This is a genomic window from Streptomyces sp. 8L (assembly GCF_020176795.1).
In the GTDB taxonomy this organism is placed as follows: domain Bacteria; phylum Actinomycetota; class Actinomycetes; order Streptomycetales; family Streptomycetaceae; genus Streptomyces.
On the sequence record NZ_JAIUKE010000171.1, the window covers coordinates 1 to 13,609 of the forward strand.

At 73.2% G+C, this 13,609-nt stretch carries 11 protein-coding genes; 1 reads left to right on the forward strand and 10 read right to left on the reverse strand.

Features of this window, described 5'->3' with window-relative positions; translation table 11 throughout:
* Positions 1–513: 513 nt before the first annotated feature.
* The 10 genes from aroQ to LCE31_RS16155 all read right to left on the reverse strand — a co-directional run bounded on the left by aroQ (position 514) and on the right by LCE31_RS16155 (position 10,955).
* The gene (gene aroQ, locus LCE31_RS16110) at positions 514–954 is read right to left on the reverse strand and encodes a type II 3-dehydroquinate dehydratase (RefSeq protein WP_225014953.1); all 441 of its coding nucleotides are present in this window, start codon (positions 952–954) and stop codon (positions 514–516) included.
* Positions 951–2,054, reverse strand: coding sequence for a 3-dehydroquinate synthase (gene aroB, locus LCE31_RS16115; protein WP_225014954.1), 1,104 nt, complete (start codon positions 2,052–2,054; stop codon positions 951–953). The genes aroQ and aroB overlap by 4 nt, the downstream gene beginning before the upstream one ends.
* Complete coding sequence (locus tag LCE31_RS16120) at positions 2,051–2,569, reverse strand: shikimate kinase (RefSeq protein ID WP_374118480.1); 519 nt, start codon at positions 2,567–2,569, stop codon at positions 2,051–2,053. The genes aroB and LCE31_RS16120 overlap by 4 nt, the downstream gene beginning before the upstream one ends.
* Positions 2,566–3,750, reverse strand: coding sequence for a chorismate synthase (gene aroC, locus LCE31_RS16125; RefSeq protein ID WP_225014955.1), 1,185 nt, complete (start codon positions 3,748–3,750; stop codon positions 2,566–2,568). The genes LCE31_RS16120 and aroC overlap by 4 nt, the downstream gene beginning before the upstream one ends.
* 229 nt (positions 3,751–3,979) lie before the next feature.
* The gene (locus LCE31_RS16130; RefSeq protein ID WP_225014956.1) at positions 3,980–4,849 is read right to left on the reverse strand and encodes a shikimate dehydrogenase; all 870 of its coding nucleotides are present in this window, start codon (positions 4,847–4,849) and stop codon (positions 3,980–3,982) included.
* The gene (mltG, locus tag LCE31_RS16135; protein WP_225014957.1) at positions 4,846–6,849 is read right to left on the reverse strand and encodes an endolytic transglycosylase MltG; all 2,004 of its coding nucleotides are present in this window, start codon (positions 6,847–6,849) and stop codon (positions 4,846–4,848) included. Before mltG ends, LCE31_RS16130 begins: the two co-directional genes overlap by 4 nt.
* Before the next feature lie 123 nt (positions 6,850–6,972).
* Complete coding sequence (gene ruvX, locus LCE31_RS16140) at positions 6,973–7,437, reverse strand: Holliday junction resolvase RuvX (protein ID WP_225014958.1); 465 nt, start codon at positions 7,435–7,437, stop codon at positions 6,973–6,975.
* The gene (alaS, locus tag LCE31_RS16145) at positions 7,434–10,103 is read right to left on the reverse strand and encodes an alanine--tRNA ligase (RefSeq protein WP_225014959.1); all 2,670 of its coding nucleotides are present in this window, start codon (positions 10,101–10,103) and stop codon (positions 7,434–7,436) included. The genes ruvX and alaS overlap by 4 nt, the downstream gene beginning before the upstream one ends.
* Positions 10,103–10,513 carry a hypothetical protein gene (locus tag LCE31_RS16150; protein ID WP_225014960.1) on the reverse strand — a complete coding sequence of 137 codons (411 nt, stop codon included), beginning with the start codon at positions 10,511–10,513 and terminating at the stop codon, positions 10,103–10,105. Before LCE31_RS16150 ends, alaS begins: the two co-directional genes overlap by 1 nt.
* A gap of 7 nt (positions 10,514–10,520) precedes the next feature.
* On the reverse strand, positions 10,521–10,955 hold the full coding sequence (locus LCE31_RS16155) for a DUF948 domain-containing protein (RefSeq protein ID WP_225014961.1): 435 nt from the start codon (positions 10,953–10,955) through the stop codon (positions 10,521–10,523).
* A gap of 168 nt (positions 10,956–11,123) precedes the next feature.
* Between LCE31_RS16155 and LCE31_RS16160 the strand changes: the two genes are divergently transcribed.
* Positions 11,124–13,286, forward strand: a complete 2,163-nt coding sequence (locus tag LCE31_RS16160; RefSeq protein WP_225014962.1) for an ATP-binding protein — start codon at positions 11,124–11,126, stop codon at positions 13,284–13,286.
* Positions 13,287–13,609: the final 323 nt, after the last annotated feature.

Consider the following 13,609-nt stretch of genomic DNA (forward strand, 5'->3'; position numbering starts at 1 on the left):
GGGGGGGGGGGGGGGGGCCCCCGGGGGGGGGCCCCCCCCCCCCCCCCCCCCCAAAGGGGCCGGGCGCCCGCACCCCCCGGTCCTGCGGGCCCCGCGGGTCCGGCGGGTTGTGCGTGGCCCGCGGCTTGTGCAAGTCCTGCGGGTCTCGCGGGTTCGGTGAGTTGTGGGGGTCCTGCGGGTCTCGCGGGTCCTGTGGGTTGTGGGAGTCCTGCGGGGCCAGTGGGTTCTGTGAGCCCTGTAGGCCCTGTAGGTCCCGTAGGCCCTGTGGGTCCTGCGGGTCTTGGAGGACGAAGGCGTCGTCGTCCTCGGGGTCCGGGAGCGCTGTGCCGCCGTCCCCGGCCCGCAGCGGGGCCTGGCCCTGCGGGGGCGCGGCGGGCGGAGCCCAGACGGAGAGGTGCCGGTCGTCCTCGGGCGAGCCCATCGGGTGCTGCATCTCCTGCCACTCCGTCTCGTGCGACCGGGGTGTTGCCTACTGAACGGTACCGCTCCCGGCCCCCGCGCCGGGAACGGCGTTCAGGCCGTCAGTTCCTCGGCGAGCGCGCGCAGGGCCAGCCGGTACGAGCCGATCCCGAACCCGGCGACCGTGCCGCTGGCGACGGAGGCCACCACGGAGTTGTGCCGGAACTCCTCGCGCGCGTGCGGGTTGGAGATGTGCACCTCGACGAGGGGCGCGGTGCGCTGGGCCATCGCGTCCTTCATGGCGTACGAGTAGTGCGTGAACGCACCGGGGTTGACCACGACGGGCAGCTTGCCGTCGGCCGCCTCGTGCAGCCAGCGGATCATCTCGCCCTCGTCGTTGGTCTCGCGCACCTCGACGTCGAGCCCGAGCTCCTTGCCGAAGGTCTCGCACGTGTCGACCAGGCCCGCGTACGTCGTCGCGCCGTAGATGTCCGGCTCGCGGGAGCCGAGCCTGCCGAGGTTCGGGCCGTTGAGCACGAGCACGCGCCGGGTCACTGCGCGACCTCCCCGAACGCGGCGACCAGGAACGCCGGGTCGGGGCCTTCGAGGACCGACGGCTTGGCGAGTCCGTCGAGCACGATGAAGCGCAGCAGGTCACCGCGCGACTTCTTGTCGACCTTCATCGTCTCCAGCAGCTTCGGCCACTGGTCGCCCCGGTACGTGAGCGGGAGGCCGACGGAGCCGAGGACCGCCTTGTGGCGGTCGGCGGTCGCGTCGTCGAGCCGGCCCGCGACCCGGCCGAGTTCGGCCGCGAAGACCATGCCGACGGAGACGGCCGCGCCGTGCCGCCACTTGTAGCGCTCGTTCTTCTCGATGGCGTGGGCCAGCGTGTGGCCGTAGTTGAGGATCTCGCGCAGGCCGGACTCCTTGAGATCGCTGGAGACGACCTCGGCCTTCACCCGGATCGACCGCTCGATCAGCTCGGCCGTGTGCGGGCCGCGGGGGCTGCGCGCGCCCTCGGGGTCGGACTCGACGAGACCGAGGATGGCCGGGTCCGCGATGAAGCCCGCCTTGATGATCTCGGCCAGGCCGCTGATGTAGTCGTGGGTGCCGAGGGACTCCAGCGCGGCGAGGTCGCACAGCACCCCGGCCGGCGGGTGGAACGCGCCCACGAGGTTCTTGCCCTCTGCGGTGTTGATGCCGGTCTTGCCGCCGACGGCCGCGTCGACCATGCCGAGCACGGTCGTCGGCACGGCGATCCACCGCACCCCGCGCAGCCAACTCGCGGCGACGAATCCGGCGAGGTCCGTGGTGGCGCCGCCGCCGACCCCGACGATGACGTCGGTGCGGGTGAAGCCGCTCTGCCCGAGCGCCTTCCAGCAGTACGCCGCGACCTCGGCGGTCTTCGCCTCCTCGGCGTTCGGCACCTGGACGGCGATCGCCTCGTAGCCCTGCGCCGAGAGGTCGCCGCGCAGCGCCTCACCCGTCTCGGACAGCGCCTCGGGGTGGATCACGGCGACGCGCCTGGCCCGGCCGACGAGCCCGGGCAGCTCGCCCAGCAGCTGGTGGCCGACCAGCACCTCGTAGGGGTCCGTGCCGGCGGTGCCGGCGACCTGGATGCGGGTGACCGCCTGGTCCGCTGTCTGCTCCGTCATGCCTTCCTCAGTTCCAGTGCGTCCACTACGGCGTCCGCCACCTCTTCAGGGGTGCGCTCGTCGGTGGCCACGACCACGCGGGCGACCTCGGTGTACAGGTGGCGCCGCTCCTCCATGAGCCGCTTCCACTGCTGGCGCGGGTTGACCACGGTGAGCAGCGGGCGGGCCGCGCTCAGCCCGGTGCGCCGCACGGCCTCCGTGACCTCCATCGACAGGTAGACCACGGGCAGTCCGCCGAGCAGCGCGCGGGTGCCGGCGTCGAGGACGGCGCCGCCGCCGAGTGCCAGGACGCCCGGGTGCTCGGCGAGCGCGGCGGCGACCGCCGCGCGCTCCAGGTCCCGGAAGTGCGGCTCGCCGTCGTCCAGGAAGATGTCGGAGATCTCCTTGCCCTGGGCGGCGACGATGTCCGCGTCCGTGTCGCGGTACTGGGCGCCGAGGCGCTCGGCGAGCAGCTCGCCCACGGTCGACTTGCCGACCCCCATGGGGCCGACGAGCACGATCAGGGGCGCGGTCACCGGATCGCCAGGTGCTCTAGGTACGACTCGACGTTGCGCCGGGTCTCGGCGACGTTGTCCCCGCCGAACTTCTCGGCCACGGCGTCCGCGAGCACCAGCGCGACCATCGCCTCGGCGACGATGCCGGCGGCGGGCACGGCGCAGACGTCGGAGCGCTGGTGGTGGGCCTTGGCGGGCTCGCCGGTGGCGACGTCGACGGTGGCCAGCGCGCGCGGCACGGTCGCGATGGGCTTCATCGCGGCCCGCACCCGCAGCAGTTCGCCCGTGCTGAGGCCGCCCTCGGTGCCGCCGGAGCGGCCGGAGGCGCGCCGGATGCCCTCGTCCGTCACCAGGATCTCGTCGTGGGCCTGCGAGCCGGGCACCCGCGCCAGCTCGAAGCCGTCGCCCAGCTCCACGCCCTTGATGGCCTGGATGCTCATCAGGGCGCCGGCCAGGCGCGCGTCGAGCTTGCGGTCCGCGTGGACGTGCGAGCCGAGGCCGACCGGCACGCCGTACGCGAGGACCTCCACGACGCCGCCGAGGGTGTCGCCGTCCTGGTGGGCCTGGTCGATCTCGGCGACCATCGCCTTGCTGGCGTCCGCGTCGAGGCAGCGCACCGGGTCGGCGTCGAGGCGCTCCACGTCCGACGGCTTCGGCAGGACGCCGCGCGGCGCCTTGGCCGAGGCCAGCTCCACGACGTGGGAGACGATCTCGATGCCGGCCGTCTCCTTCAGGTAGGAGCGGGCGATCGCGCCCAACGCCACGCGCGCGGCGGTCTCACGGGCGCTCGCGCGCTCCAGGATGGGCCGCGCCTCGTCCAGGCCGTACTTCTGCATGCCCGCCAGGTCGGCGTGGCCGGGCCTCGGCCGGGTCAGGGGCGCGTTGCGCGCCTGCTCGGCGAGCACGGCGGGATCGACCGGGTCGGCCGCCATGACCTGCTCCCACTTGGGCCACTCGGTGTTGCCGACCATGACCGCGACCGGGGAGCCGAGGGTGCGGCCGTGCCGCACGCCGCCGAGGAAGGTGACCTCGTCGCGCTCGAACTTCATCCGCGCCCCGCGCCCGTACCCGAGGCGCCGGCGGGCCAGGTGGTCCGCGACGGCGTCCGTGGTGACCGGGACGCCGGCGGGAAGACCCTCCAGCGTCGCGACGAGTGCGGGGCCGTGCGACTCCCCCGCCGTCAGCCAGCGCAACCTGCTCAACGGTGCTCCTCATGTCCGCGCCTGGAACTGCTGCGACGCGACCGGGCGGGCGGCCCGGTCTGCCGTGCTCCGATCCTCCCACGAGCCGGGTGTGGCCCCGGCCGCCGGTCCACAGGACGGACGACTCGTCCGGTCAGATGACTGACCCGATCATCGGATGACTGCAAGAACGACGGGGCCGGACGGGCCGAGCGACCCAGACGGGAGCGGCCGGCCCCCGCCGCCCCGGTCACCGCCGGCGGGCCGCCAGTGCCTCTTCGCCCGCCGCCCGCATCGCCGCGAGCGGGGCCTCGGGCAGCCCCGTCATCAGCCGGACCTGGAGGACGGCCTGGTGCACCAGCAGGTCGAGCCCGGAGACCACATGGCCGTCCCGTGCCGACCAGGCCGCCGCGAGCCGCGTGGGCCACGGCTCGTACAGGACGTCGAACAGCGTCCCGGGGCGGGCGGGCACCCGCTCGGCGAGCTCGTCCGTGGCCCCCGCGGGCGTGGTCGCGATCACCAGCCGCGCGTCGAACGCCTCGACCGCCCTCGCCCACGGCTCCGTCCGTACGTCCACGCCGAGCCGCTCGCCCCAGCCGCGCATCTCGGCGGCGCGCGCGTCGCTGCGCACGTACGCGACGACCGGGTCCGTGCACACGGTCGCGAGCGCGGCGAGCGCGGACGACGCGGTCGCGCCGGCGCCGAGGACGGCGGCCGACTCGACGGTGTCCACCCCGCGTTCGGCGAGCGCGGCCACCATGCCCGGGATGTCGGTGTTGTCGCCCTTGGTGTACAGCCCCTGGCCGAACGTCACGGTGTTGACGGCCTCCACCGACGCGGCCGTGTCGCTGATCTCGTCGAGCAGCGGGATCACCGCCCGCTTCAGCGGCATCGTCAGGGAGAACCCGGCCCATCTCGCGTCCCCGGCCTCGTCGGGAAGGCTCTTGAAGAAGCCGGGCAGCGCGGCCTCGTCCACCTCGTGGCTCTCGTAGCGCCATTCGGTGAGGCCGAGTTCCGCGTACGCGGCGCGGTGCAGCACCGGTGAGAGCGAGTGGCCGATCGGTGAGCCGAGGACGCCGGCATGGTGCGGCCCGTAGGGGCTCCCGTCCTCCCGTGTCATCCGCCGAGACCTTCCTGCTTGCTGTTGAACTTCTGCTTGAGCTGCTGGAACTCCGTGTACGTCTTGGCGAATCCGGTGTTGTCGTCACCCGTCGCCACGAAGTAGAGCCACCCGTCGTGCGTCGGGCTTATGGCGGCGGCGAGGGCGTCCTCACCGGGGTTGCCGATGGGTCCGGGCGGCAGGCCCTTGCGCGTGTAGGTGTTGTAGGGGTCGTGGTTGCCGTTGACCTCGGCCTCGCTGATGTTGATGTGGCTCTGGCCCTTGAGGTAGTTGTACGTCGAGTCGAACTGGAGCCGCTGCTGCGTCTGCTGGTTGGCCGGATCGAGCCGGTTGTAGATGACCTCCGCCATCTTGCGGAAGTCGTCATGGGTCTTGCCCTCGGCCTGTACCAGGCTGGCCACCGTGAGCAGTTGCCACGGGTTGTCGAGCCCCACGGACTTCGCCTTGTCCTCCAGGCGGTACTTGTCGTACTCGGCGTTCGCGCGGGCGACCATCTTCTTCAGGACGTCCTCCGGCTTCGAGTCCTTGGCGACCGGATAGCTCGCCGGGAAGAGGAAGCCTTCGAGCGGGTCCTTGATGTCCTTGGCGTCGTCGGCCCAGCCCGGCAGCCCGAGGTTCTTCAGCTGGGCGGCGGCGACGGACCTGGTCGTACCGGCCTTCAGCCTCAGCTGTTTGTCGATCATCGTGTAGACCGTGGCGTCGCGCGTGCCCTCGGGGATGATCAGGGCGTTGCGGCTCTTCGGGCTGAGCATCAGTGCCACCGCGTTCGTGCCCGACATCCGCCGCTTCAGCGTGTAGACGCCCGCCTGGATGGTGTTGCCCTTGGGGTTGTGGTTCTGCGCGGTGACGAACGCGCCCGAGCTCTTGACGACGCCGCTCTTCACGAGCAGCGCCGCGATGTCGGACCCGTTCGCTCCGTCGGGGACGGTGATCTGCACGGTTCCCGCCCCGGCGCCCGCGTAGTCCGGTGGCGGGCCGAATCTGTGCTGGTAGAACGTGTAGCCGAAGTATCCGGCGCCGCCGACGCCGCCGACCAGGACGACCGCGACGACCAGGCAGGCCGCGCCGCTGCGGCCCTTGCGCTTCTTGCCTCCGCCGCGCGACCCGTCGTCCGTCCCCCGGTCGTCGGCGTCCTCGTCGTCATCGGCGTCGTCGTCATCGTCATCGCTGCCCGAGAGGCCCCTGCTCGACCGGCCGCGTCCGGGCAGGGGCGTGTCCTCGCCCGTGAAGAAGGGATGCGTCTCCTCCTCCGGCTGCTCGTCGTCCCAGCCGGAGGGCTCCGGCTCCGGAGCGGCCGCCGGAGGCTCCTGGGCCGCCGGCGCCTGGTAGGACGCGGGCCGTGCGGGCGCCGCGTAGCCTTCCGGGGACTGTCCCCCCGGGGGGTACGGGATGCCGCCGCCCCCGCTCCCGTCGTGCTGCCCGGGGCCCTGCCCGTAGGCGCCGGGCTGCTGCTGGTATCCGACGGGCTGTATCGCGCCCGTGTCGTAGCCGCCGCCGTACTGGGGGTCGTACTGCGGCTGCTGGTAGGGGTCGTGGCCCCCTCCCGGATACCCGCCGCCCTGCGTCCCCTGCGCGTAGCCCTGCTGCTGCGGGAACTGCTGAGGTTCCGGCCGGCCGTAGCCGGGCGCGTAGCCCTGGCCCGTGCCGTCGTACTGCGGGCCGGGCCGGCCGGAGGGCTGCTGGTACTGCTGCGCGTACTGCTGCTGCTCGGGGTAGCCCTGCTGCTGGTACGGCCCGCCGGGGTACTGCTGCTGCGGGTACGGGCCGCCGTCGTATCCCTGCTGCTGATACTGCTGCTGGTACGGGTCGTGGCCCGCCCCGTACGGCTCCTGCGGCTGACCCTGCTGTCCGTACTGCTGCTGCCCGTACTGCTGCTGCGGCCCGCCGTCCCGGGGCGCGCGGCCGTCGTCGGCCTGCTGCGCCCCCCACCCCTGGTCCCCGTACAGGGGGTCCTCGGGGTGCCACGGTTCGGAGCCGGAACCCCGGCCATAGTCGGTCATCGATCCCCAAAAAGCCGCGAGGGGGACGACCAGGTGCGGGGAGCTCCGTGGTCGCGTTGCCTCTTTGTTCTGCGTCAGCTGTTCGAACGCCGCCGCATCGCGCGGAACGTTACCGTACCGCGATCAGATGGCCACCTCGACGGCCTCGCCCGGAACCTCGCCCGATGTGCGCTCCGTCTCCAGCGCGCTCTGCAGGATGACGACGGCGGCGGCCTGGTCGATGACCGAACGGCCCTTCTTCGACGTCACGCCGGACGCCCGCAGCCCACCCGCCGCCGTGACGGTGGACATGCGTTCGTCGACCAGGCGTACGGGTACGGGCGCGACTCCGCGCGCCACCTCGCGGGCGAAGGCGCGCACCTTGGCCGCGGCCGGGCCCTCGCCGCCGCGCAGGGAGCGCGGCAGCCCGACGAGCACCTCCAGCGGCTCGTACTCCTCGACGAGCGCGCGCAGCCGCCGGTGGGCGGCCGGGACGTCGCGTCCCGGCACGGTCTCCACCGGCGTCGCGAGAATCCCGTCGGGGTCGCAGGCCGCCCCCCCGATCCGGGCGTCGCCGACGTCGATCGCGAGACGGCGTCCCCGCCTCACGAGGTCTCGGCGACCAGACGCTCGACGGCGGCCATGGCGTCACCGATGGCGTCGGCGTTCTGCCCGCCGCCCTGGGCGACGTCGGGCTTGCCGCCGCCACCGCCGCCGAGGGTTCCCGCGGCCGTACGGACCAGGTCGCCGGCCTTGAGACCGCGCCCGCGGGCGGACTCGTTGGTGGCGATGACCGTCAGCGGGCGGCCGTTCGCCGTGGTGAACAGGGCGACCACGGCCGGCCGGGAGGCCGGGATGCGGCCCCGCACGTCGAGGACCAGGCGGCGCAGGTCGTCGGCGGACGTGCCGTCCGGGACCTGGCCGGTGACGAGGGCCGTGCCGTGTACGTCCTTGGCGCCGTCGGCGAGCCCGCCCGCAGCGGCGAGGACCTTCTCGGCCCGGAACTTCTCGATCTCCTTCTCGGCGTCCCGCAGCCTGCCGAGCATGCCGGACACGCGCTCAGGCAGTTCGTCGGAACGGGCACCCTTCAGCAGCTCCTGGAGCTGGGCGACGACCGTGTGCTCCTTGGCGAGGAAGCCGTACGCGTCGACGCCGACCAGGGCCTCGATGCGGCGCACACCGGAGCCGATGGACGACTCCCCGAGCAGCTTGACCAGGCCGAGCTGGGCGGTGTTGTGCACGTGCGTGCCGCCGCACAGCTCCTTCGAGTAGTCGCCGATCGTCACGACGCGCACGCGCTCGCCGTACTTCTCGCCGAACTCGGCGATGGCGCCCTGCTTCTTGGCCTCGTCGATGCCCATCACCTCGGCCTGGACGTCCAGATCGCGGGCGAGCACCTCGTTGATCTTCTGTTCGACGTCGGTGAGGACCGTGCCGGGTACGGCGGCGGGCGAGCCGAAGTCGAAGCGGAAGCGGCCGGGGCTGTTCTCGGACCCGGCCTGGGCGGCCGTCGGGCCGAGGGCGTCGCGCAGCGCCTGGTGCGTGAGGTGGGTGGCGCTGTGGGCGCGGGCGATGGCGCGGCGCCTGTGCGTGTCGATGGCGGCGAACGCGGGCGCGCCCACGGTCACTTCGCCGACCTGCACGCTGCCCTTGTGCACGTACACGCCGGGCACCGGCTGCTGTACGTCGCGCACCTGCACCACGGCGCCGGTGTCGAGCTTGATGCGGCCCTGGTCGGCGAGCTGGCCGCCGCCCTCCGCGTAGAACGGGGTGCGGTCGAGCACGATCTCGACGTCGTCGCCCTCGGAGGCGGCCGGCGAGGGCACGCCGTCCACGAGCAGGCCCACGACCGTGGACTCGCCCTCGGTCAGGCCGTATCCGGTGAACTGCGTGGCACCGTGGGCGTCGGCGACCTCGCGGTAGGCGGACAGGTCGGCGTGGCCGGACTTCTTGGCCCTGGCATCGGCCTTGGCGCGCTCCCGCTGCTCCTTCATGAGGCGGCGGAAGCCGTCCTCGTCCACGGACAGCCCCTGTTCGGCGGCCATCTCCAGGGTGAGGTCGATCGGGAAGCCCCAGGTGTCGTGGAGCAGGAACGCCTTGTCGCCGGAGAGCACCGAGGCGCCGGCGGCCTTGGTGTCGGTGACGGCCGTGTCGAGGATGTTGGTGCCGGCCTTCAGCGTCTTGAGGAAGGCGGCCTCCTCGGCGAGGGCCACGGTCTCGATGCGCTTGCGGTCCGTCTCCAGCTCCGGGTACTGCTGCCCCATCGTCTTGATGACGGTGTCGACGAGCTCCTGGACCACGGGCCCGGTGGCGCCGAGCAGGCGCATGTTGCGGATGGCGCGGCGCATGATGCGGCGCAGCACGTAGCCGCGGCCCTCGTTGCCGGGGCTGACGCCGTCGCCGATCAGCATCACGGAGGTCCGCATGTGGTCGGTGACCACGCGCAGCGACACGTCCGACGCGTGGTCGGCGCCGTAGCGCACGCCGGTCAGCTCCGTGGCCTTCTCGATGACGGCCATCGACGTGTCGATCTCGTACATGTTCTGCACGCCCTGCAGGATCATCGCGAGGCGTTCGAGGCCGAGGCCGGTGTCGATGTTGCGCTGCGGCAGGTCGCCGAGGATCTCGTAGTCCTTGCCGCTGCCCTCGCCGCGGATGTACTGCATGAAGACCAGGTTCCAGATCTCCACGTAGCGCTCGTCGTTGACGGCGGGGCCGCCCTCGACGCCGAAGTCGGGGCCGCGGTCGTAGTTGATCTCGGAGCAGGGGCCGCAGGGGCCCGGCACTCCCATGTCCCAGTAGTTCTCCTCCTTGCCGAGCCGCTGGATGCGGTCGGGGGAGACACCGACGACCTCGCGCCAGATGCGCTCCGCCTCGTCGTCGTCCTGGTACACGGTGATCCACAGCCGGTCGGGGTCCAGGCCGTAACCGCCGTCGTCCTGCGGCGTGGTGAGCAGTTCCCAGGCGAACTTCGCGGCGCCTTCCTTGAAGTAGTCGCCGAAGGAGAAGTTGCCGCACATCTGGAAGAACGTGCCGTGCCGGGTGGTCTTGCCGACCTCTTCGATGTCCGGCGTGCGCACGCACTTCTGCACGCTCGTGGCGCGGTCGAAGGGCGGCTTCACCTCGCCGAGGAAGTACGGCTTGAAGGGCACCATGCCCGCCGGGACCAGCAGCAGAGTCGGGTCGTCCGCGATGAGCGACGCCGAAGGGACGACGGTGTGCCCGCGCTCCTCGAAGAAGCTCAGCCAGCGGCGGCGAATCTCAGCCGACTCCATCAGTGGTCCTCATTCCGGTTGTGTTCGTTGTTCCGGTTGTGCTCGTTGGAGGGGCGGTCGGTCCTGCCGGGGCCGTGGCCGGGTCCTGGGCCCCGGCGGCGGGACGCGCTCCCGCCGCTCGCACGGCCCGTTTCGACCGCACGGGCGGGACGGGGCCCGGCCGGGGGGAGAGCGCGTGCGGACGGCGCCTCGATGCCGAGCGCCTCGCCGAGTTCGGCCTCCCGCCGGACCATGCCGGTCCTGACATCGAGGGCGAAGTCCTTGAGCCGGTGGCCGGCCTCGACCGCCTTGCCCGCCGCCTGGGCCGCGAGGCTCTCGGGCGTGAGCTGCTTGATCTTCTGGTTGACCTTGGTGGTGGCCCACACGCCGGCCGCTGCGCCCGCGGTGAACCAGAACGTACGGCGGAACATCGCTGCGTCAGCCCTTCTTCCTGCGTCGTGCGGCGGGCACCGTGCGTCCGACGATCACCCGGCGGCGTACGGGCTCCGGCCCTGGCTCCGGCACGCCGCCACGGCGCGACATGGCCTGGCGCACGCCGTAGCCGAACGCGGCGACCTTGACCAGCGGCCCACCGAAGGTGGAGGCCACGGTCGAGGAGAGCGCGGAGGCGTTGGAGGTGACCTCCTGGACGTCGGACGCGATGGAGTCGACCCGCTCCAGCTGGGTCTGCGCCGTGCGCACCGTCGCGGAGGCGTCCGCGAGCAGCGGCACCGCCTGTTCCGTCACGTCCGCCACGAGCTTGGTGGTCGCCTTGAGCGTCTGCGCGAGCCTCACCAGCACCACGGCGAGGAACGACACGAGGATTGCCCAGAACACGGCCACCAGGACCCCGGCCACCTCTCCACCGGTCACACCGCACCGCTTCCTGCTTGGTCACGGACACCCGACGGGGTCCGAAGAGTCGTCCTCCGACCCTATCGCGCCGGCACCCGCGGCCCGAACCGGATAAGAGGCGGGGAGCCCGGCCGCCGTCAAGGCCGGTTGTACGGAACGCTGTCACCTCGGTACGCTCTGTGTCCCATGCATGGCACATCCGGCGCGGCCCCCGCCTCAGACCCCGAAGGGCCCGCCCCCGGCGGCCTTCCCGCGGAGCTGTCCTCGTTCGTCGGGCGCACGGGCGAGCTGGCCGGGCTGGCGGCGCGGCTGGAGGGCGGCGAGGACCGGCTGGTCACGGTCGTGGGCGTCGGCGGTGTCGGAAAGACCAGGTTCGCGGTGCGTGCCGCGCGCGAGGTGTGGGGCTCAGACGCGGGGCAGAAACGGTACTGCGATGGGGTCTGGCTGGCGGAACTCGCCCCGGTGCGCGACCCGGACCTCCTCGACCACGCCCTCGCGCAAGCGCTCCGGCTGACGGACCAGAGCCCGCGCCCGCCGCGCGAGGTGCTGGCCGAGTACCTGGCCGGCCGTCGGCTGCTGCTGGTGCTCGACGGCTTCGAACACCTGGTGGAGGCCTGCGCCGGAGCCGTGCGCGAGCTGCTGCTCCGGGCGCCGGGACTGCGTGTCCTCGCGGCGGGCCGCAGGCCGATGGGGATCGAGGGCGAGCACACGGTGCGGCTCGCGCCGCTGCCCCCGGCGGACGCGGAGGAGCTGTTCCTGGCACGCGGCGCGGCGCGGGTGCCGGGCTTTGAACCCGAGGGCCGGGAGCGGGCGGCGGTCGCCGAACTGTGCGCGCGGCTCGACGGCATCCCGCTGGCACTCGAACTGGCGGCGGGCCGGCTCCCCGCGCTGTCGCCCGAGCAGATCGTCGCCCGGCTCGACGACCGCTTCCGGCTGCTGACCGGGGGCGAGCGGGGCGCGCCGCACCGGCACCAGACCCTGCGCACGGCCGTGGGCTGGAGCCACGAGCTGTGCACTCCGCGCGAACGGCTGCTGTGGGCACGGCTGTCGGTCTTCGCGGGCCCCTTCGATCTGGACGCGGCCGAGTACGTGTGCGGCGGACCCGACCTGCCCGCCGACGGCGTGCTCGACGTACTGGGCTCGCTGATCGACCAGTCGCTGCTGCTCCGGGAGGAGACACCGGCGGGCAGCCGGTACCGGATGCTCGCGACCGTGCGCGCGTACGGGGCGGAGTGGCTGGACGAGGTGGGCGACACGGAGCGGGTGCGCGCGCTGCACCGCGACTGGTACGTGGGGCTCGCCACCTGGTACGAACTCGACTGGTACGGGCCCTGCCAGGCGGAGGTCGCCGCGGGCACGGAGAGCGCGATGCCGAACCTGCGCGCCGCGCTCGACCTGTGCCTGGGTTCACCCGGCGAGGCGCACATCGGGCAGTACCTCGCCGGGACCCTGTGGTTCTACTGGGCGGGCTGCGGCCGGCTCGCGGAGGGGCGCTACTGGCTGGACCGCGCGCTGGGCCGGGAGTCGCTCCGGTGCGACGGCGCCCGGCTCAAGGCCCTGTGGGTGCAGGGGTACGTGTCCGTGCTCCAGGGGGACACGGCGACCGCGTCGCGCGCGCTGCACGAGTGCCGCGAGGAGGCCCTGCGTACGGACGACCGGCTGGCGTACGCGTACGCCGTGCACCGGCTGGGATGCCTGGCGCTGCTGACGGACGACATGCCGCGTGCGGAGCACCTGCTGCGCGCGGCGCTCTCGGTGTACCGCGAGCTCGGCGAGCTGAACAGCAACGTGCTGATGGCGCGGGCCGAGTTGGCGATGTCGCAGGCGTTCCAGGGCGAACTGGGGCGTGCGGCCGTGGAGTGCGCGCAGCTGCGGGAGACGTGCGAGGACAGCGGGGAGCGGTGGGCGCGCTCGTACGCCCTGTACGTACTGGCGTACGCGGAGTGGCGGGACGGGCGCTACCGGCGGGCGCGTGAGCTGCTCGGCGAGAGCGTGACCATCAGCCACACCTTCCACGACCTGGTGGGGCTGGTCCTCGCGCTGGAGCTGGTGGCGCTGGTGGTGGCGAGCGACGGCGACCCGGAGGAGGGCGCGGTGCTGCACGGGGCGGCGCTGCGCATCTGGGGCTCGGTGGGCCCGCCGCTGTTCGGCTCGCGCTCCTTCGGGGCGCCGCAGGCGCTGTGCGAGCAGCGTGCCGTCGCCAAGCTGGGGCGGGCGCGGTACACGGCGTGCGTGGAGCGGGGCCGGGCGCTGACGGCGGACGAGGCGGTGGACCGCGCGCTGCCCGCGCCGCGCGCCCCCGAGGCGCGGGAGCCGCTCGGCGAGCCTGCCGCGGCGCGGGAGCGCTGACGGCACGTCGCACACGCCCGCCCGGGCCGGGCGCATCGCGCCTGCCACGGGGCTGGGCACCTCGCGCCCTTGCCGCGGGCCGGGCGGATCGCGCCGGAGCTCACATACAGCAAGAGTCCTCGTAAAGCAAGGCCCGAATCGCGGCAGAGTTCGGCCACGGCAGGAGCCGGGATCACGGCAGGGACCGGATTACGGCAGGGACCGGATTACGGCAGGGACCGGATTACGGCGAAGGGGCGCCCCCCCCCCCCCCCGCGGGGGGGGGGGGCGGGGGGCGCGGGGGGGGGGCGGCGGGCGCGGGGGGGGGGGGGGGCGGGGGGTGG